The organism is Ochrobactrum quorumnocens (assembly GCF_002278035.1).
GTDB classification, from domain to species: domain Bacteria; phylum Pseudomonadota; class Alphaproteobacteria; order Rhizobiales; family Rhizobiaceae; genus Brucella; species Brucella quorumnocens.
Genome location: NZ_CP022603.1, coordinates 1,066,134 through 1,090,102 on the forward strand (window position 1 = coordinate 1,066,134; position 23,969 = coordinate 1,090,102).

Sequence of the window (23,969 nt, forward strand, 5' to 3'; positions counted from 1 at the left end):
AAGGGAAGGCCGGATGTTGCTTGCCTTCCCGTCAGGAGGGCTGGTTTTGGAATTTCTCGTGAAGCTTTCGCAAGACATCCATCGCGACATCAACCGCATCGGGATCAAGGTCGCCCAGAAAAGCCATGCGCAGGCGCGCCGCAGTCTTTTCCACTTTTGCCGCAAGGGCTCGACCCTCATCCGTCAGCTGAATGAGTTTAACCCGGCGATCCGTGTCGTCCGGGATGCGTCGGATCAGGTCTTCCTTTTCCAACTCATCCACAACGCGGACAATCGTTGCTCCTTCAATGCCTACCCTTTCGGCAAGTACGCCCTGAGGAATACAATCGCCATGCCGTAAAAGTGTCATGAGCGGTATAGCTTTTGCATCCGATAGACTGTGGTCGGCCATTGCTGCGTCGAAGGCTTTGCGCCATCCACGGGCATTGGCAGACAGCAGCGGTGCAAATTCGACCCAAGCTTGGTTCATCACTTAAATTCCATTCAAATAGATAGCTTCATATCTATATGGATACAATCTAGTTCAAATCAACTGCTTTATTAGTCCCATCAAATATTTGTGTAGCCAACCATTCAATTTACCCCAAATGACCAAAAAGCTTGACCATTGGGTCGGCCCTCTGTCATCGATGCGATCATGCGCGCGAATTATAAAATGCAGAGACTTTATATCGAAGCCAGCCTTAGCCATGGAACACTAGGCGATGGCATAAGCGTGGAAGCGCCGACGCAGGCCGCTCATTATCTGACGCACGTTCTGCGGTTGAAGGACGGCGACCAAATCCTTGCTTTCAACGGGCAGGATGGCGAATGGAAAATGCGTTTGCGGCCTGAAGGCAAGAAACGTCTGTTTCTTGAAGCAATTGAGCAAACACGCCCGCAGCCAGATGCTTGTGATTTGATCTATTGCTTTGCCCCGCTGAAACAGGGGCGGCTTGATTATTTGGTGCAGAAGGCCGTTGAAATGGGCGCAGGCGTTTTGCAGCCGGTTGTCACGCAGCATACACAGGTGCCAAAGCTTGGAATAGACCGCATCAAGGCCAATGCCATCGAGGCTGCCGAGCAATGCGGTGTGCTTGCTATCCCCGAATGCCGCGATGCAATCCGCTTTGATCATTTTCTGGAGCAGTGGGACCAGTCGCGCCGCCTCATCTTCTGCGATGAGGGCCATGAAGCAAATGACCCGCTAACTATTCTGAGCAGTTTAGAGCCCGGCCCCTATGCGGTTCTTATCGGCCCGGAAGGCGGGTTTTCAGAGGCTGAGCGACAGCAATTGCACAGCCTCCCGTTTGTGACTGCCATTCCACTGGGGCCTCGCATTTTGCGTGCAGATACGGCAGCTGTTGCAGCACTTACGCTTGTCCAAGCGGTGTTAGGCGACTGGAAAGCGAACACATGAATATGAGAAAATCCAATCATCAATGAAATTGACTTGCGCGATTTGACAAATTTGTCCAATCACGCTGACAAATATAAATCCGACTAGGGACAATACGCATGGCGCGCGACACGACCGATGAAACAGCACTGACCGGTGTTGAAGAACTCGCAGCCTATCTTGCCGAAGGCAGCAAGCCGAAAGATGCGTGGCGCATCGGCACAGAACACGAGAAATTTCCTTTCTACGTCGCTGATAACAGCCCCGTTCCTTACGACGGCCCGCGCGGCATCAAGGCCATTCTGGAAGGTATGAAGGCCAAGCTGGGCTGGGAACCAATCATGGATGATGGCAATATCATCGGATTGGTAGAGCCGACTGGACAGGGCGCGATTTCGCTCGAACCTGGTGGCCAGTTTGAACTTTCCGGCGCGCCCCTTTCGACCATTCATCAGACCTGTCGTGAAGTGAACGCCCATCTTTCGCAAGTACGCGAGATTGCCGAGCCACTCGGTATTCGCTTCCTGGGACTTGGTGGCAGTCCAAAATGGACGTTGGCTGAAACGCCGGTCATGCCGAAGTCGCGCTATAAAATCATGAGTAACTATATGCCGAAAGTCGGGCATGAAGGTCTCGACATGATGTATCGCACGTCGACCGTTCAGGTTAATCTCGATTTTGGTTCCGAAACCGACATGCGCCGCAAGATGCAGGTTTCGATGAAGCTGCAGTCGATTGCGACAGCGCTCTTCGCAAGTTCACCTTTCACCGAAGGCAAGCCGAACAATCTTCTGTCGTGGCGCTCCAATATCTGGCGCGACACCGACAACCAGCGCTCGGGCGTATTGCCATTTGTCTTCTCGGAAAACTTTGGCTTCATCGACTATGTCGAATGGGCGCTCGATGTACCGATGTATTTTATCCTGCGCGACGGTCGTTATCATGACTGCACGCATGTAACCTTCCGCCAGTTTATGAAGGGCGCTTTGAAGGGCAAAGTCAGCGATCCTGTGCCGAACATGGGCGACTGGACCAACCATTTGTCGACGCTGTTCCCGGAAGTACGCCTCAAGCGCTTCCTCGAAATGCGCGGCGCTGATGGTGGCCCTTGGCGCCGTATCTGCGCCCTGCCCGCCTATTGGGTAGGCCTGCTCTATGATGATGAAGCGCTCGATGCCGCAGAAGATCTGACAAAAGACTGGACCTATGAAGAGGTGCTGGCGTTGCGCAATGACGTGCCAGCAAAGGCACTCAATGCTTTATTCCGTGGCAAGCCTGTTGCGCAGATCGCCCGCAAGACGCTCGAAATCTCGCGACTTGGCCTTCTCAACCGCAACAAGCTGAATGCCGACGGATTTGACGAAACGCATTTCCTGGCACCGCTGGAAGAAATCGTCGCTGCAGGCATCACTGACGCCGAGCGCATGCTCAAGGCTTATAACAGCGTGTGGGCTGGTTCAGTCGAACCAATCTTCCTGGAGTATGCATATTAATCTTCGTATAAAACGGAAGTTATCTTTGTCCGTAACCAGCGATGCGCCGGGTCACTTTCCCGGCGCTTATGCCATATCTGCACAAAGGGTATAGGCGGCAATGCAACAGGTACAGGCAGCACGATCAAATTATCATCCGGCGGCAGATTTTTGAGCCCGCCACGCGCGATGGTCAAAATCAGGTCTGTGCCTGCGATTAGCTGTGGTGCGACGCCCCAATGCGGAACAACCACGGCGATATGGCGCGTTTGTCCCGTAAGTTTCAAGCTCTCTTCAATCTCGGTCGTCGCATCGCCACGCACTGCAACAAGTGCGTGTGGTCGTGCAAAGTATGTCACAGCATCGAATGGTCGTCCTTCAAGGCTGCGGCGGTCCAATAAGCACACATATTCGTCTCTCATCAGCACATCAGCCGCAATTTGAGCAGGCAAGTGCGGGAACACCCCAAAGCCCATATCAATCTCGCCATCCAGAACGCGCGCGATCATGCCTTCGCGACTGAACTGGCTGATAGCCAGATCAATGCCCGGCGCATCCTTTCTTAATTCTCTGACCAATCCCGGTAAGACGATACCACCACCATAGTCGGACATGGAAAGATGAAAGCGGTGCTGCGTGGTTGCAGGTTCGAAACCCAGCGGGCCAAGCACGCTTCGAACGCCCGAGAGCACTTCTGTGAGCGGTTTTGTAATTTCCATTGCTTTTATTGTGAGAGATAGCCCTGCTCCTTGCCGAATGAGAAGTTGGTCATCCAGCAACTCACGGAGACGCGCCAGCGCGTGACTGACTGCTGGCTGGCTCATATTGAGCCGCAAGGCTGCACGCGACACATGGCGTTCTGTCAGAAGCACGTCCAGAATCACCAACAGGTTGAGATCAACATTCCGCAGATTATTCCTCTGGTGCATGATTACCTCGGAAATTTGAATTTATAATTCTCATTATCTATAACTAAATCAGAGCCAAAGGAACACAGGAAAGGTTTTCAATGCAGGCTCAAGGATCACTTACATTTCTCTTCGCCGCCCTTATTGCAGGTGCGGTGGTGCCGTTTCAGGCTGGCGCGAATGCCGCATTGGGGCGCACTCTCGGCCACCCACTGTGGGCAACAGTCGTGTCGTTGATCGTCAGCATCATCTGTGTGCTTCCGGTCTTACTAGCAATGAAGGTTTCACTGCCCACATTCGCCGGACTTGCCGGACAGCCGAAATGGATATGGATCGGCGGTGTGGCCGGTGTGGTTTACATAACCGCTGCAATACTATTCGCGCCAAAGCTCGGTGCAGCGAGTTTCATGACAGCAGTCATTGCCGGTCAGCTCATCGCTTCCGTGCTTATCGACCATTTCGGCATCGTGGGCTTTGCGAGCAAGGCAATCACCCCCTCCCGCCTTGTTGGCGTTGCACTTGTCGTCATCGGCGTCATCGTCATGCAAGGCCCATCGCTCTGGCGGACTGCGCAAACCATTACAGCCGCTTCCGGACAGAACTGAAGGAGATGACTATGAATACCCAATCGACCTCTCTCACGCTGGGCGAAGGCGCAATCCCGGTACAGATCCGCGTTGCCCGGCCAACCGACAAGTTTAGCGAAGTCGTCACCTTCTACCGAGACGGCCTTGGTCTTCCTGAGCTGGGAGCTTTTGCAGATCATGCCGGATACAATGGCATCATGCTCGGCCTTCCGGGAAAAGGTGCACATCTGGAATTCACCGAGCATCAGGCGGGCAGTCCTTGCCGCGCTCCGTCACAAGACAATCTGCTTGTGATTTATATCACCGACGAAAACGCCTATGAACCGCTGAACCGCCGTATGCAGGACAAGGGTTATGCGCCGGTTGAACCTGAGAATCCATACTGGATTGGCCGCAGTTTTACCTATGAAGACCCTGACGGCTGGCGCGTTGTGATCTGTAAGCAAACAGGTGTCTGATCGAAGCGGTACAGCGGCTCCAGCTGAGCTGAAATTACTGGGAACGCTGTAACTATTTGTTTTTACGCATTATCCACCGCAAATCAAAAAGGGCGCGATCATCGCGCCCTTGTTTACATTCAGCTCGTCACTTGCGTACCTTTTGTCGGATCAGGGATAACGACAATGGTGCTGCCATCACGCACATTGTTATAAAGGTCGATCACATCCTGGTTGAGCAAGCGGATACAGCCAGATGACACTGCCTTGCCGATGCTCCATTCCTCAGTTGAACCATGAATACGATAAATCGTGTCACGTCCGTCCTTGTGAATGTAAAGCGCTCGCGCGCCTAGCGGATTTTTCAAGCCGGGAGGCATACCGCCATTGGCGATGCTGTAGGGTTGAAGCGCCGGTTGACGTGCCACCATTTCATCTGGCGGGGTCCAGCGCGGCCATTGGCGTTTATACGCGATAATCGCACGGCCCGCCCACGAAAAGCCATCACGCCCGACGCCAATACCATAGCGCATGGCGCGACCATTGCTGCGAACATGATAAAGATATTTGTTCGGCGTATCGACAATAACGGTACCGACCTTCTCGTCGGTCGGATAGTCAACTTCCTGCCGCCAGAATTTCGGATCAACCTTGGCAACATTTACTGCCGGCAGAGGAAACTGCTCATAGGGCATCGCCTCATACATTGGTGGAACGGCGCGCACCGGGGCCGGTTCAGCAGCCACTTTTACAGGGCTCGCCTGTTGGGCGGTCGAAACGCAGCCCGAAAGTGCAATCGCACTGGCACCAATCAGGAACGCCCGGCGGCTTGTCAGGCCGTTTGGCAAGAGTGGCCCGCCACCGCTTTCAGAAAATTTACGCGACATTCAAAAACTCTTTCATCTGCACGACTTGAAACCACGTGCCTTCCAAACTGGAATACACGCCGGCGAATGTGTGCCGAGAAAGAAGAGGCCAAACTTAAGTCAGCCTTAAGAAAACAACATAATCTGCAACTTACGTGCAATCTGCGAGCAATCACGAGGCAATCAACTGATGACTGTTGCTAAAATAGCGATCCTTGCCCGCCGGGACGCGAAGAGGATGGTTTGCGTGTTGTACCTTTGGACGAAGGTGCTCCAAGAGTTTCGCCCGCGATCGCCGCAACATCGCCATCACGGAAGCGGATCGACAGGCTGTCGCCTTGGCAAACGTTCGCCGCCTGTTTGATCGGATTGCCTTCCGCATCGAAAACAATCACAAAGCCACGCTCTAACACGCTTTCATAAGACAGCGTGCGCATGAGACGTTCCAGCTCCTGCCCGCGACGTCGGGTGCGTTCGAGCAGTAAGTCGATCGCCTGATCACGGCGGCGATCAAGCTGCTCAATTGCATTCTTGGCAAGTGTGGTGCGCCGCAACAAAGGCTCCGGCGTCAACCGGTCGGCACGTCTTGCAAACGCGGTTCGGCGCTCACGCAAGAAAGCCTCAAGCACGCGTGGCAGCCGCTGACCGAGCAGCTTCATGTTTCTTTTCTGCTCATCAAAACCGCGTTGCAGTAGCCGTGGTGACAATTGACGCGCACGGCCCTCAAAATGAACGCGCTTCTTTTGCGTGTTCACAAAAAGCGCACGCGTTAACCGCGAAGCGGCTTCATCGAAACGACGACGCGGCAGAGCCAGCAACTGATCAGCCGAAGGCAATGCCCGGCTTGCCGCGCGATGCGCCTGACGTTTCAAGTCGATAAACCGTGACATGGCCGAAGCCAGTCGCGCGGATTGAGTTGCAACCGTTGCGACCAGATCGGCTTTAACAGGAACCGCCATTTCGGCAGCACCTGTCGGCGTCGGTGCGCGCACATCGGCAGCAAGATCAATGAGCGTCCAGTCCGTCTCGTGGCCAACAGCCGAAATCACCGGAATATGCGATGCCGCTACTGCCCGCACGACGATTTCATCGTTAAAGCCCCAGAGGTCTTCAAGGCTGCCGCCACCACGCGCCACGATCAGCACATCAGGACGCGCTATAGCGCCGTCTTCGGCCAATGCATTGAAACCTTCAACTGCTGCTGCCACTTCGGTGCCGCTGGTTTCCCCCTGCACGCGCACTGGCCAAACGACCACATGCAGCGGGTAACGATCCGAAATGCGGTGAATAATATCGCGAATGACCGCGCCAGTGGGCGATGTCACAACGCCAATCACGCGCGGCATGAAAGGAAGGAGCTGCTTTGCTGCAGGATCGAAAAGACCTTCCGCAGCAAGCCGTCGCTTACGCTCTTCGAGAAGCGCCATCAAAGCGCCTGCGCCTGCGGGCTCCATCTGCTCAATGACGATCTGATATTTGGAAGAGCCCGGATAGGTCGTCAGTTTGCCAGTGGCAATGACTTCCATCCCCTCTTCGGGGCGGAAGCGCAAACGCCCCATGGACCCGCGCCAGATCACCGCTTCTAGACGGGCGCGGTCGTCCTTCAATGCAAAATAGGCATGCCCCGACGAATGTGGACCACGATAGCCAGAAATCTCGCCGCGCACGCGCACATGTGAAAACGTATCCTCGACCGTCCGCTTCAAAGCGCCGGAAATCTCGGAAACACTATACTCCGCTACATTCGAAGCGGTGCCGGTTGGTATAGAATCGGAACCCATGCTCATCCCATCATAGGCAACCAGCCACCCCCTCCGGTCAACTGGTCAAGACGCCGTCTTCTGTGATTATGCACGGTCACCAGCCTGGCAGCAACTCGTTGCTACGCACGCGACGTGTGCGGACGGATGGAAACGATGCAATTTCAGCGGATACCATAGATGCGGGTGCAGGCGAGGAAATATTATCAAGACTTTCAATGATATGCTGTGCCAGAGCGTCAACGATGGCATTCTGCTTGGTGTGCCCACGCATGATGCCGATGCCAAATTCTGGCAAAGCACCAAATCCATCCGCCTCGCCCAAAACACGCATTCCAGGCCGCAGCGCACATTCCGGCAGCACCGATACGGCAAGCCCTGAAAGCACAGCCGCAGCAAGGACCGTCGCTGACCAGCTGGTGATGATAATGCGATAATCCCGCTCGACCTGTTCCAGAACATCAATGGCCGCATGACGCCAGATACAGGTCGGGCGCCCTACTGCAAGCGGAAGCATTGCTTCCTCATGCACCGTATGATTGGCCGACGTCACCCATAACAGCGGCTCAGTACGCACCACTTCGGAGCGCCGCTTGTCATCACACTGCGTCACGAGGGCAATATCGAGCGTTCCGCGACGGATCATTTCATCCAGATTGACTGTCGGTTCGCAAACCACCGACAGCTCAACGCGTGGATTGGAGCGCGCAAACCGCGCCATGATTTCCGGCAAAAACCGATCAGCATAATCATCTGGTGTACCGATACGAACATGGCCTTCGAGTTGCGTGTCATCAAAAGCCGCGACGGTTTCGCCGTTCAACAGAAGCATGCGACGTGCATAAAGAAGCAATCTTTCGCCATCTTCAGTCAGGCGGTTCACGCGACCATCACGTTCAAACAACGCTTTGCCGATCCGCTCTTCAAGGCGACGCATCTGCATGGAAACTGCCGACTGGGTCTTGAAAACAGCGTCTGCCGCCTTGGTAAAACTGCCCGTATCCGCAATGGCGATGAAAGTCTGCAACTGGTCAAGATCCAAGGGCGCGCTCATCAGAACCATCCATCATAATTATTGAACTATCACATTAAAAACATTCGTTAGAACAATCAATTCAATTATTGGATAAAGGCGACATCGCAGAGAATAGAGACGCGAAAGCGAATGACCTGACGATAGAAACATTTTGACCAAGCGCGCTTGAAGGAGAGCGGCAATGACAGCGATAAGCAAGACCACCATAACACCCTTACCAGCAACGAGTGCAACGACCTCCGTGCTCAAGCAAATGGTACAAGCCGTGTTTACGTCGGTTCTGCGTCGCTGGACGCTTTTCCGAAATCGGCGCCATGTGATGCACCTCAACGAGCTCGACAATTATCTTCTAAAAGATATCGGGCTGCAGAGCGGAGATATTTATACAGCGGTTCACCAGCGCAGTGTGGACGATCCGACCCGCGTTCTGGCGGCCTTAGCAGATGCCCGCTCGCGCGTTGAGGCCACACGCCACATCTGCTGATCGAACATCTGGCAGGCGCCACCTTCACAGGCCGGGTCCCCTCTCGGCCAGCCTGTCTCTTAGCCCGGCCGCACCTCTGCTGCCGGGCTTTTTTTATGCATAAACCCAGCGCGACCTCGGCACAAAGCCAGCCTTTCCGTGTGCAGATGAGAAATAACTGAATTTGCCACGATTTTTTTAAAAGAAGGGCTTGCACTCGTCGTTTGAGTTCGCTAGATGGAGGCCGTCGACAAACGAAGCTCCATGCTTCTGTCACAATCGCGCTTCAGGCAGATATAACTGATCCGCGAACCCTGCTGGGGAATAGTTTAATGGTAGAACGACGGACTCTGACTCCGTTAGTCTTGGTTCGAATCCAGGTTCCCCAGCCAATTGATTTCATTAGATAATTTGCGATTTTTGGTCCTATTTTTCGACTATTTTGGTTTGTAAACTATGCAAACTACAATTTTTTGAGAAGTATAAGGTACTGTTTTTACTACCATTTAATTTCAGAACAACGGTACACTTCCCAAACTTCTCTGCATCCGCAGCCTGCCAAAACGTTTTTTTTGTTGCATTATTATTTGATCGACCTTCCTGTGACAGGGCGAAGGAAAAAAGGCCGCATTCCAAGAGGAATCTTCGAAAGCAGCTCGACAACTGAAAGGTGACATGGGCGAACTTTATCCATGTACATAAACAAAGCTCGACCGGTTAATGATCGCCTTTCACTGCAGCTTTGCTAAAGCTATGCGCAATGTAATAACCAAAGATCGACTAACTAGAATATTAATGAAATTATTCAGTTTTCACTGGAATACTCTATTTGCTTGATGCTAACCTGTCCCAGCGATGACCGATATGGGGACTAAGCATGGCACCACCATTCATAAATTCGACCGGTTTGATAGGGAAGATTTTTGAAAAGATACAGCAGGCAAAAGTTCCGCCACGTTACACACAAGACTTCCAGGCAACGATCCTAGGTTACGGCTCTGGCAGCGCTAAGCCCTTCATTCCATTCTTGAAGCGCCTTGGCTTCATAAATAGCGATGGAACTCCAACAGAAATCTACACGCGTTTTCGTAACGCCGATAGCAGTGGATCTGCAATGGCCGAAGCTATGCGACATGGTTTTTCAGATATATTTCAGAAAAACGAGTTCGCACATGCACTAACGGACGACAAATTAAAAAACCTCGTCGTTGAAGTTACTGGGAAAGAACCTAGCGATGGAACAGTCGGCGCAATTGTAGGAAGCTTCAAAGCATGTAAACAGCTTGCTGATTTTGAAGCTATAGACGATCACACAAAAGAAGAGATTGCGCCCATTGATGTGTCCCGATCATTAGTAAGGCATAAAGCGCAATCAACTGCTACTACGGATCTACGTCTTGCATATACTATTAACGTCAATTTGCCCGAGACCACCGATGTAAACGTCTATAATGCCATCTTTTCAGCTATCAGAGCGAACCTTCTTACCAATGAGTAATCAATCTGACCGAATCCGACTCTTCACCCTGAATAACTTAGCAATTGAGGCTGCGATTCAACGCGTTGAGCGTGACTTCGAGTTGGATTTGGGGCATGTGCCGCCTTTAGAAGAAAAGATCGACGAAACATACTATCCGCAATTTGAAGAAAAGATTCGTCGAGAAGCAGCTGACATGAGTGCGCACTATCGAGTGTTCTACTGCTTGGAAAACTCGATTCGCTCACTGGTTATCGATGTTCTGTTCGAAAAACACGGTGAACAATGGTGGAGTTTGAAAGTCCCTGAAAATGTGAAAAACCACGTCTCTTCAACGCGGAAAAAGGAGAAAGAATTCGGCGTTTCTGTCCGATCCCAAGAGGCAATTGACTACACCACCTTTGGCGAACTGTCGGAGATAATAAAATCAAACTGGAGTGACTTCAGCGACATTTTTCAGGATGTTAAGGCACTTGAAAGAGTGACCGCAACGTTAAACGTACTACGCGGTCCGATTGCACATTGCAAACCACTCGCGGAAGACGAGGTCCTCCGTTTACATCTCTCGATACGTGATTGGTTTCGCTCGATGGGATAAATGCCGTTTGCCAACGGACTGGAGATAGCATTTGAGGCTCTCGCCCAGCGCCTTTCATTGGCGCGAAAACACAGTTAACGGTCTGAAGCGAGACGCTTACAATGCCTCCAATAAGACTGGCAATTGTATGCGAAATGCCAGTCCAAAATGGCTACTATATGGTTTGCAAATTTCACTTAACTCATTGATTCAATTGGCAGCATTAATTGCCCATTTTGTAAAAAAGAACAAATTTTTCAATAGCTTGGCTGGGACTCTGACTCCGTTAGTCTTGGTTCGAATCCAGGTTCCCCAGCCAAAATTTCTTCAAGAAAATCAATTGTTTAGAAGAATGAATCGCTCTTTAAAGAGCCGGCTTCATGTCACATCTTGTTACAAATAGATTCCCAACGATTTCAAGCAGTTACAAAAATGGCTGGCAAATCCATGCAACATGAAACGCAACATGGAAGACTACGCAACGGTCTTAATATTTATCACTTTTTGTCCTGCGCCAGCACTGCAAGCACCTGATCTAATCGCTTGTTCGTCTCCTTCAAACCCTCGCGGGTTTCATCGCGCATCTCTTTCATGCCGACGCGCAGTTGCTTAATGTGGTCATCAAGATCGACGCGGCGCACATATTCATCTCGCACACGGTTCACGCGCTCATGCAGCTGATCGTCACCGGCCTTTATAGATGCTGACAAGGAGCGAAAAGTTGCAATCAGTGCGACAGTAAGCCATCTGATTGCGCAATAGTCCACGCTCCCGACCTGCCCCAATCAAGAGGCGGCCCAATCAAGAGGCGGGTATCGCCAAGGTGCATATTCATTGTGTTTTCCTGAGATTAGAAACGCCAAAGTGCCACCATCTGATAGTAAGTGACATTGTGTTTTCATTGGATTGCGAGATGATTTACTTGCGCTACGGACCCGCAACCATGCCAAGGCGCAGAACCCCGGTATGGACCTCCAGCCCGGGGTTTTCTCTAGTATTCGAACTAATATAACTGAATGGTGGACGACAATTATTGAGCTTCTTGTCGGATCATCGCCCTGACATACTGGGGAGTGTGTCAGGGCATCTTTTCACCATGAAACCGCGTCAATAGTTTTGCTGTCGCCGGGGTTTTTTATTGTCAAACTGCGAATGAGATTGCCGCAACCGGTATAATCGACAATTCACTTATGTTTAAAATTGTTCCAGCTTGGTAATGAACGATTACTCTGGCTACGAAACCTTCGCATTTCAGCCTCACACAATGGCTAAACCAACTCGTCCCGGGTTCAATGAATTCTGGGCGCTGGAACTACAGTCCTCAATGAGGATCCGCTACTCGGCATTCTGACCCTTAAGACAGATACAGGAATGATCGAGCTCGCAATGATCAAACCCGTGGCTGAAGCTTTGATGGGCGAACTAATCGAATTTCTTCAACATGGGAAAGGCGATGACGCTCCGAGTTTCGCTGTAGAACGGGATCAATAGCTTCGTTTAGCTGCCTAGCGCTGATAGGAAGTGACAGTGTAATTTCCCGAGAGTGTGAGATGATTTAGCCGCGCACCATCCCGGGCCCACCACAAGACTCACGTTGCGTATTCCCCGGTGAACTTTGCGGTCGCCGGGGTTTTGCTCTCAAAAAGAGTGAGCTTCACAAAAGTGCAACCTAAATTGGCTAATATTTTTCCCGAAACGCGTGATAGAGAACCGCCGCCCGTTGGAGTAGTTACGCATCATTTATGCAGCCAATTTGGCGCCCTGATAACAGACCGATAGTTTCGGTGACCGGTCTAGTTGGCAAAATTTGCGCATATCCACGTGTCACGTGACTTGAGGTGCATGTTAATTGAACCGTCGTGCTTTTCTGTTGCTTGCTTCGGGCGCTGCCTTAACGGGTTTTGATCTTTTCAGCAGGTCAGAAACGCCTTACTTGAGATTTGCCGTGGCATCCGATGGTCATTACGGAGAGCCAGGTGCTGATTTTGTGAAAGATTATCAATCAATAGTCTCGTCAATTAATGACTATCACAACATCAACCCGATAGACTTCTTGATGGTCAACGGTGATATTTCTCATGACGCGCCGGATCATTTACATGAAGCTAAAACACATCTCGACTCGTTGAAAATGCCTTACAAGGTTGGCAAGGGAAATCACGATCGAATGGATGAGATATTATGGAACGAACTATGGGGTGTTCCATTCGATTACAGTTTCAGCATGCATACCGATGCATTCATCGCGTTAAATACGTCCGATCTAGCCGGAACTTATCTCTGCCCAGACTACTCGATATTAGAGAAGATGCTGGATCAAGAACAAGACAAGAGAAATATCTTCTTGTTCATGCACATAAACCCAGCAGCTCAAACACGCTTCGCCGTCGAATGTGACCGTCTTCTCACTTTGATTAAGGCTCATCGAAACGTAAGAGCGGTCTTTAATGGACATGATCACGACCACGAGAATGTCATCTTCCATCAAAACATACCTTTTGTCTTTGATGGACATTTCGGTGGCACTTGGGGAACTCTGGATAAAGGGTACCGAGTGGTCGAGTGTTTTGAAGACGGTCGAATTCAAACGTTCATGATGGATCCAAAGGAACGAAAAAAAGAAGAAAAGCTAAGCTAACCTGGGATTATTGATGCCGCACGACAAAGCTTCAGTCAATCATTGCTCAAGCGAGTTAGATTGCCAGCAACTCAGCGGCTCGTTGCTCACCGAATAGCTGTGTTGCCATACTTTCCAGCAGCGACCAAAGCTCGTGATCTGACCTAAAGGTATTGGCCGTGGTGAAAATTCGCTGTGTGCGTACCGGCTGCGTTGCCACAGCCTCATTGACTAGATCGGCTTCTTCTTCTGTCATTCGTTCCCACAGCGTGACTGCAGGGAGAATTATCACGGTAGGTTCGGGCTCAGGAATTTGTTGGATGAATTCCACCACTTTGCCGTTGTGCCACCGCCTTGCCGCTTGATTGTCGAGGAACTCGTGCCACTGAGCTTCAGTGATTTCCACGGTGTCAGCCGGAGTGTTCTCACCATGAATATCTTCAGGATAAAATGCAGTCGGAAAGCCGTCATTATCGAGCGTTGCAAATATCTTCATTGTTAGTATCCCACAGCAAATCATTCGACAGGAACTGAGCCTTGCGGCTGAACTGTCCCGCCATTGACCATGTTTCTTATTCGGATATCCACGCCGCTGGCAGTTTTGCCAGTTGTAGCGATGCCTAGATACTGAATACCTTCAATCGGATAAGTGATTCTCGCCTTTACCCACATACAGGCAGTCGGAAATGCAGCCGGGAAATTGAAACGGTAATCCGAACCTGTCTGTGTGACAGACCCAATCTGGAAGATCAGCCCACCCGGTAGCTTCTTATACGCGGCATTATCAATACCACCCATAGTTGCCCACATTGCTGCGCCGCTCGTGTCATCCAAAATCGTGCGGGCGAATGCCGACAGAACTGTAAGACCTGCACCATTCGCGCCAATTCAGGCAGAAGCAGCATTTGCGAGCGGTCTGTTCCTGATAAATGTGCCATGGTAAAAAATAGCATGGGTGCTTAAAGTTGGGAATCCTCGGGAGAGCTTTCCTAGGTGCGTATTTTTGAAAATGCCTCAACGCGATTGCATATGGATTCGCTATGGAAATAAGAAGAGCCACAGTTGCTGACTACGACAGGCTGGTCGCCTTTGATACGCTTGCGTCGAGCGCACCTGAGCGACGTGATTACATAAGGACTTGGATAGGAACCGAATGTTGCTACGTGGCTGAGATCGGGGAGTTAGTCGGCGCCTATGGCGTCCTTAACTACCATTTTTTCGGAAACGGATTCATTGAGATGGTCATGGTAGGAGAGGACTTCCGGCGGCAAGGACTCGGAATTGGCCTCGTCCGACATTTCAAGGAGATATGTGAAACGCCAAAGCTTTTCGCATCAACGAACCTATCCAATCAGCAAATGCAAAAACTTTTGAACTCCGCCGGATTTCGCACCAGCGGCTTCATCGACAATCTGGATGAAAATGACCCTGAAATCGTGTTCTGTTTTTATGCTCCATAAATCAGTGTCTATCAACGGGTTTTGACACGGTCTGTAGGAATTGTGCGACGGCTTCGTTCCAGTTTTCGATGCGATTTGTCAGCGCACTCTCAGAAGGTACTCTAAGCCCTGCGTGAAGCCACGCGGGGCGACGGTCAGGTGATCTTCGTCGTCCAAGACCGCCGACTTCAATTGCAGGTTCGGATACTTTCGACTCTGCAACGCTATTTCTAAAGCCCGGTTGTCGGCGACCATATCTACCGTCTGGTTATAGCGCCGGTCACCTTTGCGCTGCGCCTCATAGGCACCAACATAAAGATAGACCTTCGCCGGCAGGTCCTTGTTCTGCGTGGCGTAAGCCGTTTCGAGCTTCAAGGTGTGGCGCTTGTCGTACCATAGAGAGGGGCTACCGAGGATATAGCCGCTAAACAAGCCAGGTTCGGTGAACAGTATCTGTGCGCCAAGCAGAGCGCCGTAGGAGTGGCCAAGGAAGAGCGATCTGGCGGGATCGGTCCGATAGCGGGCAGCGATAAATGGTTTCACCTGATCACCCAAATATCGCTGATAGGCCCGCCCCAACCCATGGATCGCACTAGCAGGTGCGCTCCTTGGACCGTTCGATGTAGGGGTGTAGTCGCGCTGACGACTGACCTTGCCATCCTCACCTTTTCTATAAGACAAACCGACAAGAATGAATTCCTCGATCCGGGGCCCTTCGACGTTCAGACGACGGCCGATCTGCCGGATGATCGGGAAAGCGTAGTCAGCATCAGTGACGTAAAGCACGGGGTAGCGCCGTTGTGTATCCTTCGCATAGGATGGTGGTAAGGCGACGAAGACTTGGTAACCGCGACCCGAAACCGGGTCGGGCACATCCCAGACTTCGCTATCGATGATCTCGTATGCGCCCCCCTCTCCCAACTGAGCTTTTGGAGCCGACTGAGCGTACGTGAGCGTCAGACCACTAGGGACGCTGAAGCCGACGATGACAGCTATTAGCAGGGCATTCAGAAAACATCGTCGCATGTGAAGTCTCCGCGCGTAGGGATTTCTATGGTGTCAACCATTAATGGCGTACACGCGCGGCATTAAGACTAAAATTTTATCGAATGGATTCGTACTTAACAAAACGTTAGGGCTGAGATTGGTGGTTTCGCCTTTCAGCCAGCCAAGCTGTAAGGCTGTCCGCAATTCGTCGCAAAAATCCCCAAACTTGCGACAGACATGATACAAGATGACAGGGATCTACATGGTCCGCTGTAGTCGTCTTCGTCTCCTATCATCGAACGACCGCAATGGAGTCGAATGCTGACCGGCCGGAACAGGGTGGTTAAGCGACGGTCTGCTTATGAGGCCGAGCCGCGAAGAAGCGGGCGGTGGCCCGGCTACCAGAGGGACCGCGATGCCATTTCGGCACCCAGTAGGAAGAGGCAGATCAGAAAGACACATCGGAACGCGGCAGGACTGATCCAGCTGCGGAGAGCTTGTCCCGCAGCCATGCCGGTCAACGCCGGAATAATTAACAGCGTGGATGCCAGCAACTCTCCGGCCGGCACCGCTCCATGCCAGAGAAGTCCGGCCGCCAGTGCCAGGGTCGAGACCGTGAAGGACAGACCGAGCGCTTGGACAAGATCGTCCCGTTCAAGACCCAGCGACTGGATGTATGGCACCGCGGGAATGACAAAGACGCCAGTGCCGCCCGTAACGAATCCAGTGGTCAGCCCGACGATGGGGGAGGACCATCGTTCCCATCGCGGGGAAATCCGGAAGGGGCGCGCAAACAGGGTGTAGGCCGCATACACAATGAGCGCGAGGCCGAGCGCAGTCGTGCCTCGGTCCGTATTGCCGCTGGTAAGAAAGGCGGCCCCGGCAAGCGTTCCGACGACGATCGCCGCCATCATGGGCCAGAGTCGAACGACGAGTGCGCCGAAGCTCGGCCCGGTCAGGAGTTGCCAGACATTGGTCACAAAAGAGGGCACCAGCAGAAGTGCGGCTGCGGTCAACGGCGAGACGAGCGCACCAAGCACGCCCATGGCAACAGTGGGCAAGCCCATTCCGGCAACGCCCTTTACCGCGCCAGCGGCAAGAAAGGTCAATACGATGATGACGATAGTGGCAGCATTCTGTTCCATGCCGCGAGAATTAACTGTCTGCGGCCGTCTCGCAATGCGGAAGTTCCGCAACCAGCCTTCGGCCTAGCCAAAGGCTGATATCGTGCTATAATCACACCATGCGCTTCGACATTGTGGACCTGCGGCTGTTTCTTGCGGTGGTGGACGCCGGTAGTATCACGCATGGTGCTTTGGCCGCGAACCTGTCGCTTGCTGCAGCAAGCGAGCGTCTTCGTGAGATGGAGGCTGTCGGCGGTGTTCCGTTGCTCAACCGAAATCGACGCGGCGTCGTGCCGACCCGAGCGGGAGACGCCTTGGCCCATCATGCCCGCCTCGTTCTGCGCCAGATCGGAGCGATGCAGGCAGAACTGTCGGAATACGCCAGAGGCTTCCGCGGCTCCGTGCAGCTCTTGGCAAACTCGGCAGCGATGACGCAGTTTCTGCCTGAGCGACTTGGTCCCTTTCTCGCCGAGCACCCACAGGCCGACATCGATCTGGTGGAGCGGCCAAGTCAGGATATCGTCAAGGCTGTTGCAAGCGGGCTTGCCGAACTCGGTATCATCTCCGACGCAATCGACTGCGGATCGCTTTCGACCGCGCCGTTCGCGGTCGACCGCCTCGTCCTAGTCATGGCTCGCCATCACCCCCTCGCGCAAGCGCGCCGAGCCGCGTTCTCGCAGATTATCGGCGAACCATTGATCGGTTTTGACGGTGCGCTTCAGAAGCATATCGAAGAGCAGGCCGAACGCCTTGGCTACCGGGCACGTCCCCGCATCATACTGCGGACTTTCGAAGGCATCTGCCGGATGGCCGCCGATGGGGCCGGGGTTGGCATCGTTCCTGAGACTGCCGCCCAGCGCGCTCGACGTACGATGGTGCTGAATACGGCTCAGTTGACCGATCCCTGGGCGACCCGCCGGCTGCGGCTTTGTTTCAGAGGTGGGGAGAAACTTGAACCTCTGGCGCAACTTCTTCTCGATCATCTTTCGACGAGTGAGGATGGCCGAGGCTCGGCTGGACGCAAAAGTACGAACGACCATTGAACGTCGGCTTTGGAGTGCTCAGACCAATAGGCCACTAAGTCTGAGTTGGAGTCGAAGGCTGACCGGCCGGAACGGGGTGGAAAGCGGACTGGCGGCTTTAGATGAAAGATTGCAGTCAGCGGACATTCCCTGACTGCTTGGGTAACATCATCAACTCGCGATTTCGCGGCTGGGATCTACCATTTGATGCAATCCGGCATGGTTTAGGCCGATCCGGCCCTTTTATTGTCTTCATGGAGTGATGGCATCGCTGCCAGCTCTCGCACCAAAGCAATGAAAGCACGCATACCAGCGGAGAGATTGCGGCGCCCGGGGTAGTAGATGCACAGTCCCGGAAGGGGCAGCGTCCAGTCCTCCAGCACGCGGATCAATCGCCCCGCATCAATGTCGGGCAAGACAGAATATTCATGGATATAGATTAGCCCCAATCCGCTCAGCGCGACCTGACGAGACAGTGTGCCTTCATCCAGCGTGATCGGCCCGCGCACATCGACCTGCAGGCTTTCGCCCTGCTTTTCAAACTGCCAGCGAAATAGCGCGCCGTTGGGTAGGCGCACCCGCGCGCAACGATGGGCATAAAGATCTGCTGGAGTCTGAGGAATTGGACGCGTTGCAAAATAGGCGGGCGACCCCACCACCGCATAGCGCTGCGGCCATCCCAACGAAACAGCGATCATATCGCTGGGTACTAAGTTGGCGGTCCGGACACCTAGATCGAACCCATCTGCCACAATGTCGACCAATCGTCCTTCGGTCACCAAGTCGATTTCCATGTCCGGATAGCGGGCAAGAAACTCCAACAGCAATGGTGAGAGGATTTCCCGGGCAGCCGTGATCGCTGCATTGATGCGCAACAGGCCCGATGGTGTCTGCCGTTGAGCCCGCACCGCCTCCATCGCGTCGCCGATGTCCTGCAGCGCAGGGGCAATCTGCCGGACAAAAGTGCGACCCGCGTCAGTCAGGGATACGCTACGCGTGGTACGGTTAAAGAGGCGCACGCCCAAGCCAGCCTCTAGCTTGGCAATCGTGTGACTAAACGCCGTGCTGGACAGACCCAGATCGATCGCGGCCGCTCGGAAAGAGCCTCGGCGCACCACAGCGATGACGGCCTGCAGATCAATCAGTGCTGCTCTATACATTGTCCCGTTCCTTTCATCTAAGCATGGCGTTTTATCCCACTTATCTCAGTTGCGATCCAGACGTATATCAGTGGCATCACAACAAGGAATGCCCTGATGCAACTTACCAGCCCCATAGAAGCCTATTTTGCTGCAGACCGCGGCACGGATCGCGTTGCCCTCACATCGAGCTTCGCGGCGGACGCGGTCGTCAAGGACGAGGGTGCTGTGCACACCGGACACGAGGAGATTCTCGCCTGGCGTCTCAGCTCCACCGAAAAATACGCCGATCTCGTCACCGAACCGATCGAGCAGATTTTGGATGGCGACCGCGTCATCGTCCGCTGCAAGGTCAGCGGCGATTTTCCTAGCAGCCCAGTCGTGCTGGACTTCGCTTTCACCCTCGCTGACCAAAAGATCAACCTGTTGGAGATCCACTGATGGGCAACTTTCTTGATCTGAGCGGCAAGCGTGTTCTCATTACCTCCGGCACGCGCGGTGCGGGGGCTGCATCCGTGGCGTTATTTCGTAAGCTGGGCGCCAGGGTTTTAACCACAGCACGAGCCAAGCCCCAGTCACTACCAACTGAGAGTTTTGTCGCAGCCGACCTGACGACTGAAGCCGGCTGTGCATTGGTGGCCGAAGCCGTGCACGAACACCTCGGCGGGATCGATGTTTTGGTCAATATGCTCGGCGGTTCGTCGGCACCCGGCGGAGGATTTGCCGCGCTTAACGAGGATGAGTGGCACAAGGCGTTTGACCTCAACCTCTATCCTGCCGTCAGATTGGACCGTGCACTATTGCCCGTTATGCTGGCCCAAGGCAGCGGTGTCGTCATTCACGTGACCTCCATCCAGAACCAGCTGCCGCTGCCCGAGGCGACTACCGCTTATGCTGCGGCTAAGGCGGCCCTATCGACCTACAGCAAGAGCCTTTCCAAGGAGGTATCGCCGAAGGGTGTGCGCGTGGTGCGCGTATCCCCCGGCTGGATCGCCGGTGAAGCCTCCAAGGGGCTTGCTGAACGTCTCGCCCGTGAGGCCGGGACCGACTTTGCGGGCGGCATCAAGATCATCATGGACTCGCTCGGCGGCATTCCACTGGGGCGGCCAGCCGACCCAGAGGAAGTGGCCAACCTGATTGCATTCCTCGCCTCGGATCGCGCAGCGTCAATTACCGGCACCGAGTATGTCATCGACGGCGGAACCGTTCCCACGGCTTAGACCGGCGAGGAGTACAGGAAGCTTTGAAAGGACAATCCACCTTAAGCGGCTGCTGAATCGCTTAGGGTGGATAATCGGCGGGTCACAACCACCGGCGGAATGACCGCTTCGGGGTACGCGTAACCACCGCGCCGATGACCGCAACGGGGTGGGGTTGCTGACAGTCAGGTTTCGTCCATATATAGGTGGAAGCCGCCATAAGCGTATCATTGTAGTAACAAACTGCCCGTCCGAAGATAATGGTGTGACAACGCTGTGCTGAAGCCGTAAGGGAGGCCTTTGGAGACGTTTGCTCAAGCGAGCGTTTGCGGCAAAGGAATAGCGCGATGATCATATTCAAACCTATGGACGCCGAGAGCTATCAGGCCTACCTCGACTATTTTGTCGCCGATTACGCTGCCGAGATATCGGAAAACTACAGGCTTTCTGAGGAAGCCGCACTCGTTCAGGCTCGTTCAGAAATTAACTCTAACCTTCCAGATGGTGCTCAAACGGAGGGACATGTTTTGCAGAGCATTATGCAGCAAGACAGCACCGCAGAGCAGCTTATCGGATATCTCTGGTATAAACCTGATTTGTCCACGCGGTCAGCGTTCATCTACGATTTCTGCGTCCTTGAGAGATATCGTGGACAAGGACTTGCCCGACAAGTCCTGTCAGCTTTTGAGGATGGGATGCGAAGTCTGGGATTTGAGCAGCTTAAACTACGTGTTGCCGCCAGCAATGATCGGGCGCGCCACGTTTATGAAGCCACAGGTTTCCAAGTGACAGGCATCAATATGAGCAAGGTTATCTGTGCGGACTGAACCGTATTGCACGCTTGGCCGCTTATGCCAAAACGCGCCAGTTACTTTTGGCAGGGACTGATCGCGATGATAGCACTCAAGTCTATGCGCGACCGCATTGGCGCATAGCCGTCCGACCGCTTGGGACGCGACGTTTGCCCAACAATCCTTATACAAGGGGTCGAAGGCGAACTGGCAGCTTCCAGCATGGAAACGTCATCGGAGAAGCCATCACTGATTTTTGGCATTATGGTAGCAATTCGGTCGGAGTAGCCATCTGATAGCTTCCTTTCCAGAACCTGAGGGCTAAATGGAAATCATCGAAGAGATTGTTAAAAGATCAAGGAAAACAGAACACGGCTTCAATGATTTGCAACTCGCCGCGAATGAAATCATCTTGTCTGGTGATGCGGCTCGATCCAAGCAAATTTCGCTTGAGCTTCTTTGCTCCGAGTTCCATCAGGCGAGATGCGTGGGCACTTTCTTACTTGGACATCTGGCAGCATTAGATCTAGACGCCCTGCACATTTTAAAAGATCGGGTTAGCAACGACGATGACTGGCGGGTACAGGAGATACTTGCCAAGGCGTTTGATCAGTTCTGCCGAGATACTGGCTATGAGGCGGCGCTTCCAATTATCCGCGACTGGTTGTCTGCCGCGATTCCCAATACACGCCGTGCTGTGACAGAGGGGCTGAGGATATGGACGGCCCGCCCCTATTTTCGAGACAGGCCTGCCGTTGCTGTTGGGCTACTCTCGGCACAAAGACGGGAAGAAAGTGAATACTTGCGAAAATCCGTCGGTAACGCGTTGCGGGACATCAGCAAGAAGCACCCAGAACTAGTACGTCAGGAAACGGCAAACTGGGATTTGGCTGCACGTGGCGTTCAAGAGGTTTACAAATTGGCAAGGCGCTTCATTGCTGACTGACCCGACGAGCGAGGCGAGTTGGTGCGTTGGACGCTCGCTTCGAGTGTCAGTTTTCAGGCGGCGTGGTTGTTATCGGCAATGGCCAAAATGGGGTCAAAAGCTGACGTTCAGTCGACCCGAGTTAAGCTAGCATTTAGACGTTAACCAATCGTGCCAAATTGCTGTAAATTGGATTGCATTTCGCAGCTAAACCATTGAATCACAAAGGACGTGAAATGCATTATTTTGCAGAATAGCCATTATATATCAATATATTGGCTGGGACTCTAACTCCGCTAGTCTTGGTTCGAATCCAGGCACCCCAGCCAATTGTTTTCATTAGATACTCTCCGAAACAGACTACGCCGTGTGGACGAATTGACTCAGGTATAAGTTTTCCGGTTCCAGACTTTCACTCGACGTGATTCACATATTGCTGACGTGATTTGGAGGTCAGTAATGTGCACCAAGATGACAGAAAATGACTATGAACTGGCACTTGAGGTTTTTCGGACTTGTCTGCCAGCCGTTGGCGCGAAAGCTAAAAATGACCGCCTATTCCTTGAGGCGTTGCATTATTTCACCCTTCACAACATCTCATGGCGGGCTTTGCCTGAGCGGTTTGGTAACTGGAACAGCGTATGGAAGCGTTTTGACCGTTTAGGTAAAGCAGGTGTTTTCGAGGACTATTTTTCCATTTTGGCTGGGCTTGATGAAAGCGCTCATCTTATCGCTATGTTCGACAGCACCGTCATTCGCGCCCATGTATCTGCAGCAGGCGCTAAAGGGGGCAGGAAGGTCAAGCGCTCGGCCGGTCTCGTGGAGGGTTCGGAACCAAAATCCATCTGAAAACCGACCGAAATGGTCAGCCCCTTGGCTTTGAACTGACCGGAGGCGAAGCCTCCGATAGCAAACAGTTTGAAAGCCTCATGGACACGGGCCCTCAAGTCAGGCACCGCGCTATCATTGCTGACAAAGGCTATGATAGCGACGTTAATCGAGAGATTGCGCGAAAGGCTGGCGCTATCCCTGTGATCCCTTACAGATCAAACAGGCGTAATATTCCGAAGCATTTTGCCACGGCGCTTTATCGAGGTCGCGCACGTATCGAACAAATGATGGGGAAGCTCAAACGGTTCAAACGTGTCGCATTACGCTGCGAGAAAACAGCAAGAAACTTCCGATCCATCGTCGCAATCGCTTCTGCTTTCATCTTAATCAAATCCGTCCACACGGCCTAGAACAAGTTAGAGCGTTTTGCAGATCTTTTTGCAAACTTTGTTCTGCTTTCGAGCTTTCTTATTGCTGATTCTGCCAGATTCGGATCACGGTTGAGGTAGTGTGCATCCAGGATTGAGCGCACATCGCGAAGGCTATGTAATACGAACACGCTCACAGAGCGTTACCATTTTGTCACCTCATATTTTAGATGAAGTTCGCGCATGCTGACCAAAACAGGCTGAGCGCTCACAGGGCGGATCATTGCCCATCCCTCAGCTATCGTCATGACGCGTGCCGGACGATTTGTTTCGCGTTCCATCAGCCGACTGCCCGGCCTTGCCTTTCGGATTCGATCAGACATCGCCCATCGCTCCCGGCACTGAATTATGTTCAATGCCATCTAGCAACCGGCCCGTTGTGCCCTTGGATGCAGGATTCATATAGACGACGCGTTCGCCATGAAATCCAGTTCCACCTTTAAGATTGTCCATTGTGCGGCTGAAAGAGATGAGCGGCTTTGTCTGGGTTTAGCATGAGCAGCTTT

General features: G+C 52.8%; 29 protein-coding genes and 1 tRNA gene. 17 read left to right on the forward strand and 13 right to left on the reverse strand.

The window, feature by feature from the left end:
• Positions 1-31: 31 nt before the first annotated feature.
• Entirely contained in the window at positions 32-469 is a 438-nt protein-coding gene (locus CES85_RS05035) for a MarR family winged helix-turn-helix transcriptional regulator (RefSeq protein WP_095444908.1), read from the reverse strand.
• A 168-nt stretch (positions 470-637) separates the two neighbouring features.
• Between CES85_RS05035 and CES85_RS05040 the strand changes: the two genes are divergently transcribed.
• Positions 638-1,399 (forward strand): 16S rRNA (uracil(1498)-N(3))-methyltransferase, encoded by a 762-nt coding sequence (locus CES85_RS05040; protein ID WP_095444909.1) that lies wholly within the window; start codon positions 638-640, stop codon positions 1,397-1,399.
• A 98-nt stretch (positions 1,400-1,497) separates the two neighbouring features.
• Complete coding sequence (locus CES85_RS05045; protein WP_095444910.1) at positions 1,498-2,871, forward strand: glutamate--cysteine ligase; 1,374 nt, start codon at positions 1,498-1,500, stop codon at positions 2,869-2,871.
• Here CES85_RS05045 and CES85_RS05050 read toward each other — a convergent pair.
• Complete coding sequence (locus CES85_RS05050) at positions 2,868-3,779, reverse strand: LysR family transcriptional regulator (RefSeq protein ID WP_095444911.1); 912 nt, start codon at positions 3,777-3,779, stop codon at positions 2,868-2,870. The two genes, CES85_RS05045 and CES85_RS05050, sit on opposite strands and share 4 nt — an antisense overlap.
• Positions 3,780-3,859: 80 nt before the next feature.
• On the opposite strand from CES85_RS05050, the gene CES85_RS05055 reads away from it, so the two are divergent.
• A complete protein-coding gene (locus CES85_RS05055) occupies positions 3,860-4,363 on the forward strand; it encodes a DMT family transporter (protein ID WP_095444912.1) in 504 nt (167 codons plus the stop codon).
• Between the two features lie 11 nt (positions 4,364-4,374).
• Positions 4,375-4,803: a VOC family protein gene (locus CES85_RS05060; RefSeq protein WP_095444913.1), complete on the forward strand. Its 429-nt coding sequence runs from the start codon at positions 4,375-4,377 to the stop codon at positions 4,801-4,803.
• 119 nt (positions 4,804-4,922) lie between these two features.
• Here CES85_RS05060 and CES85_RS05065 read toward each other — a convergent pair whose 3' ends face one another.
• The 3 genes from CES85_RS05065 to CES85_RS05075 all read right to left on the reverse strand — a co-directional run bounded on the left by CES85_RS05065 (position 4,923) and on the right by CES85_RS05075 (position 8,462).
• Positions 4,923-5,669, reverse strand: coding sequence for a L,D-transpeptidase (locus CES85_RS05065; RefSeq protein WP_095444914.1), 747 nt, complete (start codon positions 5,667-5,669; stop codon positions 4,923-4,925).
• A 179-nt stretch (positions 5,670-5,848) separates the two neighbouring features.
• Positions 5,849-7,429, reverse strand: coding sequence for an exodeoxyribonuclease VII large subunit (gene xseA / locus CES85_RS05070; RefSeq protein WP_095444915.1), 1,581 nt, complete (start codon positions 7,427-7,429; stop codon positions 5,849-5,851).
• A gap of 76 nt (positions 7,430-7,505) precedes the next feature.
• Positions 7,506-8,462, reverse strand: a complete 957-nt coding sequence (locus CES85_RS05075) for a LysR substrate-binding domain-containing protein (protein ID WP_095444916.1) — start codon at positions 8,460-8,462, stop codon at positions 7,506-7,508.
• A gap of 163 nt (positions 8,463-8,625) precedes the next feature.
• On the opposite strand from CES85_RS05075, the gene CES85_RS05080 reads away from it, so the two are divergent.
• The 4 genes from CES85_RS05080 (at position 8,626) to CES85_RS05095 (ending at position 10,982) form a co-directional block, all read left to right on the forward strand.
• Entirely contained in the window at positions 8,626-8,928 is a 303-nt protein-coding gene (locus CES85_RS05080; RefSeq protein ID WP_095444917.1) for a DUF1127 domain-containing protein, read from the forward strand.
• Positions 8,929-9,225: 297 nt separating this feature from the next.
• Positions 9,226-9,299: transfer RNA gene (locus CES85_RS05085), tRNA-Gln, on the forward strand.
• Between the two features lie 485 nt (positions 9,300-9,784).
• Entirely contained in the window at positions 9,785-10,405 is a 621-nt protein-coding gene (locus CES85_RS05090) for a DUF5343 domain-containing protein (protein WP_095444918.1), read from the forward strand.
• Positions 10,398-10,982 carry a Swt1 family HEPN domain-containing protein gene (locus CES85_RS05095; RefSeq protein WP_095444919.1) on the forward strand — a complete coding sequence of 195 codons (585 nt, stop codon included), beginning with the start codon at positions 10,398-10,400 and terminating at the stop codon, positions 10,980-10,982. The genes CES85_RS05090 and CES85_RS05095 overlap by 8 nt, the downstream gene beginning before the upstream one ends.
• A 476-nt stretch (positions 10,983-11,458) precedes the next feature.
• Here CES85_RS05095 and CES85_RS05100 read toward each other — a convergent pair whose 3' ends face one another.
• Positions 11,459-11,671: a hypothetical protein gene (locus CES85_RS05100; RefSeq protein ID WP_157743403.1), complete on the reverse strand. Its 213-nt coding sequence runs from the start codon at positions 11,669-11,671 to the stop codon at positions 11,459-11,461.
• Positions 11,672-12,810: 1,139 nt separating this feature from the next.
• Between CES85_RS05100 and CES85_RS05110 the strand changes: the two genes are divergently transcribed.
• The gene (locus CES85_RS05110) at positions 12,811-13,599 is read left to right on the forward strand and encodes a metallophosphoesterase family protein (protein WP_095444921.1); all 789 of its coding nucleotides are present in this window, start codon (positions 12,811-12,813) and stop codon (positions 13,597-13,599) included.
• Positions 13,600-13,654: 55 nt separating this feature from the next.
• On the opposite strand, the gene CES85_RS27660 is transcribed toward CES85_RS05110, so the two are convergent.
• Entirely contained in the window at positions 13,655-14,074 is a 420-nt protein-coding gene (locus CES85_RS27660; protein WP_244923150.1) for a hypothetical protein, read from the reverse strand.
• A 20-nt stretch (positions 14,075-14,094) separates the two neighbouring features.
• On the reverse strand, positions 14,095-14,376 hold the full coding sequence (locus tag CES85_RS05120; protein WP_095444922.1) for a gp53-like domain-containing protein: 282 nt from the start codon (positions 14,374-14,376) through the stop codon (positions 14,095-14,097).
• Positions 14,377-14,618: 242 nt separating this feature from the next.
• On the opposite strand from CES85_RS05120, the gene CES85_RS05125 reads away from it, so the two are divergent.
• Positions 14,619-15,038: a GNAT family N-acetyltransferase gene (locus tag CES85_RS05125; RefSeq protein WP_095444923.1), complete on the forward strand. Its 420-nt coding sequence runs from the start codon at positions 14,619-14,621 to the stop codon at positions 15,036-15,038.
• A gap of 78 nt (positions 15,039-15,116) precedes the next feature.
• Here the strand turns inward: CES85_RS05125 and CES85_RS05130 are convergent, their stop codons facing one another.
• The gene (locus tag CES85_RS05130) at positions 15,117-16,043 is read right to left on the reverse strand and encodes an alpha/beta hydrolase (protein ID WP_095444924.1); all 927 of its coding nucleotides are present in this window, start codon (positions 16,041-16,043) and stop codon (positions 15,117-15,119) included.
• A gap of 359 nt (positions 16,044-16,402) precedes the next feature.
• A complete protein-coding gene (locus tag CES85_RS05135) occupies positions 16,403-17,149 on the reverse strand; it encodes a sulfite exporter TauE/SafE family protein (RefSeq protein ID WP_095444925.1) in 747 nt (248 codons plus the stop codon).
• A gap of 98 nt (positions 17,150-17,247) precedes the next feature.
• On the opposite strand from CES85_RS05135, the gene CES85_RS05140 reads away from it, so the two are divergent.
• On the forward strand, positions 17,248-18,171 hold the full coding sequence (locus CES85_RS05140) for a LysR family transcriptional regulator (RefSeq protein WP_095444926.1): 924 nt from the start codon (positions 17,248-17,250) through the stop codon (positions 18,169-18,171).
• Between the two features lie 203 nt (positions 18,172-18,374).
• On the opposite strand, the gene CES85_RS05145 is transcribed toward CES85_RS05140, so the two are convergent.
• Entirely contained in the window at positions 18,375-19,310 is a 936-nt protein-coding gene (locus tag CES85_RS05145; protein WP_095444927.1) for a LysR family transcriptional regulator, read from the reverse strand.
• Positions 19,311-19,406: 96 nt separating this feature from the next.
• Between CES85_RS05145 and CES85_RS05150 the strand changes: the two genes are divergently transcribed.
• From CES85_RS05150 to CES85_RS05175, 6 genes are all read left to right on the forward strand, one after another.
• A complete protein-coding gene (locus CES85_RS05150; RefSeq protein WP_095444928.1) occupies positions 19,407-19,730 on the forward strand; it encodes a nuclear transport factor 2 family protein in 324 nt (107 codons plus the stop codon).
• Complete coding sequence (locus CES85_RS05155; protein ID WP_095444929.1) at positions 19,730-20,509, forward strand: SDR family oxidoreductase; 780 nt, start codon at positions 19,730-19,732, stop codon at positions 20,507-20,509. The genes CES85_RS05150 and CES85_RS05155 overlap by 1 nt, the downstream gene beginning before the upstream one ends.
• 326 nt (positions 20,510-20,835) lie before the next feature.
• Positions 20,836-21,315, forward strand: coding sequence for a GNAT family N-acetyltransferase (locus CES85_RS05160; protein ID WP_095444930.1), 480 nt, complete (start codon positions 20,836-20,838; stop codon positions 21,313-21,315).
• Positions 21,316-21,604: 289 nt separating this feature from the next.
• On the forward strand, positions 21,605-22,225 hold the full coding sequence (locus tag CES85_RS05165; protein WP_095444931.1) for a DNA alkylation repair protein: 621 nt from the start codon (positions 21,605-21,607) through the stop codon (positions 22,223-22,225).
• A 438-nt stretch (positions 22,226-22,663) separates the two neighbouring features.
• Complete coding sequence (locus CES85_RS05170) at positions 22,664-23,053, forward strand: transposase (RefSeq protein WP_095444932.1); 390 nt, start codon at positions 22,664-22,666, stop codon at positions 23,051-23,053.
• Complete coding sequence (locus CES85_RS05175; RefSeq protein WP_235889509.1) at positions 23,050-23,445, forward strand: IS5 family transposase; 396 nt, start codon at positions 23,050-23,052, stop codon at positions 23,443-23,445. The genes CES85_RS05170 and CES85_RS05175 overlap by 4 nt, the downstream gene beginning before the upstream one ends.
• A 161-nt stretch (positions 23,446-23,606) precedes the next feature.
• Here the strand turns inward: CES85_RS05175 and CES85_RS05185 are convergent, their stop codons facing one another.
• Together CES85_RS05185 and CES85_RS27050 are read right to left on the reverse strand one after the other, a co-directional pair.
• Positions 23,607-23,786 carry a hypothetical protein gene (locus CES85_RS05185; protein ID WP_095444933.1) on the reverse strand — a complete coding sequence of 60 codons (180 nt, stop codon included), beginning with the start codon at positions 23,784-23,786 and terminating at the stop codon, positions 23,607-23,609.
• Positions 23,779-23,916 (reverse strand): hypothetical protein, encoded by a 138-nt coding sequence (locus tag CES85_RS27050; protein ID WP_208636257.1) that lies wholly within the window; start codon positions 23,914-23,916, stop codon positions 23,779-23,781. Before CES85_RS27050 ends, CES85_RS05185 begins: the two co-directional genes overlap by 8 nt.
• Between the last annotated feature and the right edge of the window lie 53 nt (positions 23,917-23,969).

Excerpts from the sequence above, each read along its gene's own strand:
- CES85_RS05035 (WP_095444908.1), bottom strand. The coding sequence starts at position 469 with ATGAACCAAGCTTGGGTCGAATTTGCACCGCTGCTGTCTGCCAATGCC.
- CES85_RS05040 (WP_095444909.1), top strand. The coding sequence starts at position 638 with ATGCGCGCGAATTATAAAATGCAGAGACTTTATATCGAAGCCAGCCTT.
- CES85_RS05045 (WP_095444910.1), top strand. The coding sequence starts at position 1,498 with ATGGCGCGCGACACGACCGATGAAACAGCACTGACCGGTGTTGAAGAA.
- CES85_RS05050 (WP_095444911.1), bottom strand. The coding sequence starts at position 3,779 with ATGCACCAGAGGAATAATCTGCGGAATGTTGATCTCAACCTGTTGGTG.
- CES85_RS05055 (WP_095444912.1), top strand. The coding sequence starts at position 3,860 with ATGCAGGCTCAAGGATCACTTACATTTCTCTTCGCCGCCCTTATTGCA.
- CES85_RS05060 (WP_095444913.1), top strand. The coding sequence starts at position 4,375 with ATGAATACCCAATCGACCTCTCTCACGCTGGGCGAAGGCGCAATCCCG.
- CES85_RS05065 (WP_095444914.1), bottom strand. The coding sequence starts at position 5,669 with ATGTCGCGTAAATTTTCTGAAAGCGGTGGCGGGCCACTCTTGCCAAAC.
- xseA (WP_095444915.1), bottom strand. The coding sequence starts at position 7,429 with ATGGGTTCCGATTCTATACCAACCGGCACCGCTTCGAATGTAGCGGAG.
- CES85_RS05075 (WP_095444916.1), bottom strand. The coding sequence starts at position 8,462 with ATGAGCGCGCCCTTGGATCTTGACCAGTTGCAGACTTTCATCGCCATT.
- CES85_RS05080 (WP_095444917.1), top strand. The coding sequence starts at position 8,626 with ATGACAGCGATAAGCAAGACCACCATAACACCCTTACCAGCAACGAGT.
- CES85_RS05090 (WP_095444918.1), top strand. The coding sequence starts at position 9,785 with ATGGCACCACCATTCATAAATTCGACCGGTTTGATAGGGAAGATTTTT.
- CES85_RS05095 (WP_095444919.1), top strand. The coding sequence starts at position 10,398 with ATGAGTAATCAATCTGACCGAATCCGACTCTTCACCCTGAATAACTTA.
- CES85_RS27660 (WP_244923150.1), bottom strand. The coding sequence starts at position 14,074 with ATGAAGATATTTGCAACGCTCGATAATGACGGCTTTCCGACTGCATTT.
- CES85_RS05120 (WP_095444922.1), bottom strand. The coding sequence starts at position 14,376 with ATGGGTGGTATTGATAATGCCGCGTATAAGAAGCTACCGGGTGGGCTG.
- CES85_RS05125 (WP_095444923.1), top strand. The coding sequence starts at position 14,619 with ATGGAAATAAGAAGAGCCACAGTTGCTGACTACGACAGGCTGGTCGCC.
- CES85_RS05130 (WP_095444924.1), bottom strand. The coding sequence starts at position 16,043 with ATGCGACGATGTTTTCTGAATGCCCTGCTAATAGCTGTCATCGTCGGC.
- CES85_RS05135 (WP_095444925.1), bottom strand. The coding sequence starts at position 17,149 with ATGGAACAGAATGCTGCCACTATCGTCATCATCGTATTGACCTTTCTT.
- CES85_RS05140 (WP_095444926.1), top strand. The coding sequence starts at position 17,248 with ATGCGCTTCGACATTGTGGACCTGCGGCTGTTTCTTGCGGTGGTGGAC.
- CES85_RS05145 (WP_095444927.1), bottom strand. The coding sequence starts at position 19,310 with ATGTATAGAGCAGCACTGATTGATCTGCAGGCCGTCATCGCTGTGGTG.
- CES85_RS05150 (WP_095444928.1), top strand. The coding sequence starts at position 19,407 with ATGCAACTTACCAGCCCCATAGAAGCCTATTTTGCTGCAGACCGCGGC.
- CES85_RS05155 (WP_095444929.1), top strand. The coding sequence starts at position 19,730 with ATGGGCAACTTTCTTGATCTGAGCGGCAAGCGTGTTCTCATTACCTCC.
- CES85_RS05160 (WP_095444930.1), top strand. The coding sequence starts at position 20,836 with ATGATCATATTCAAACCTATGGACGCCGAGAGCTATCAGGCCTACCTC.
- CES85_RS05165 (WP_095444931.1), top strand. The coding sequence starts at position 21,605 with ATGGAAATCATCGAAGAGATTGTTAAAAGATCAAGGAAAACAGAACAC.
- CES85_RS05170 (WP_095444932.1), top strand. The coding sequence starts at position 22,664 with ATGTGCACCAAGATGACAGAAAATGACTATGAACTGGCACTTGAGGTT.
- CES85_RS05185 (WP_095444933.1), bottom strand. The coding sequence starts at position 23,786 with ATGTCTGATCGAATCCGAAAGGCAAGGCCGGGCAGTCGGCTGATGGAA.
- CES85_RS27050 (WP_208636257.1), bottom strand. The coding sequence starts at position 23,916 with ATGGACAATCTTAAAGGTGGAACTGGATTTCATGGCGAACGCGTCGTC.